1 protein-coding gene is annotated in these 255 nt (G+C 57.6%); it reads left to right on the forward strand.

The window, feature by feature from the left end; all coding sequences use genetic code 11:
• Positions 1-11: 11 nt before the first annotated feature.
• Positions 12-255 (forward strand): glycine betaine ABC transporter substrate-binding protein (locus AC0C6X_RS30290; protein WP_472956740.1); only part of this gene is annotated, 244 nt, incomplete at its 3' end.

Below are 255 nucleotides of genomic sequence, written 5' to 3' on the forward strand. Positions count from 1 at the left end.
GAGGAAATGCCATGAAAGAACTCTTCGCCTCGACATGCCTTGCAGCAGCGATGCTGACCTTTGGCAATTCGGCGCAGGCAGCGGATTGCGGCGACGTCACCATCGCTAGCATGAACTGGCAGAGCGCCGAAGTGCTCGCCAGTCTGGACAAATTTATCCTGACCGAGGGTTATGGTTGCAACGCCGAAATCATACAGGGCGATACGGTCCCGACGATCACGTCGATGACCGAAAAGGGCCAGCCCGACATCGCGC

The sequence above is a fragment of the Ensifer sp. VA4 genome (genome assembly GCF_055710065.1).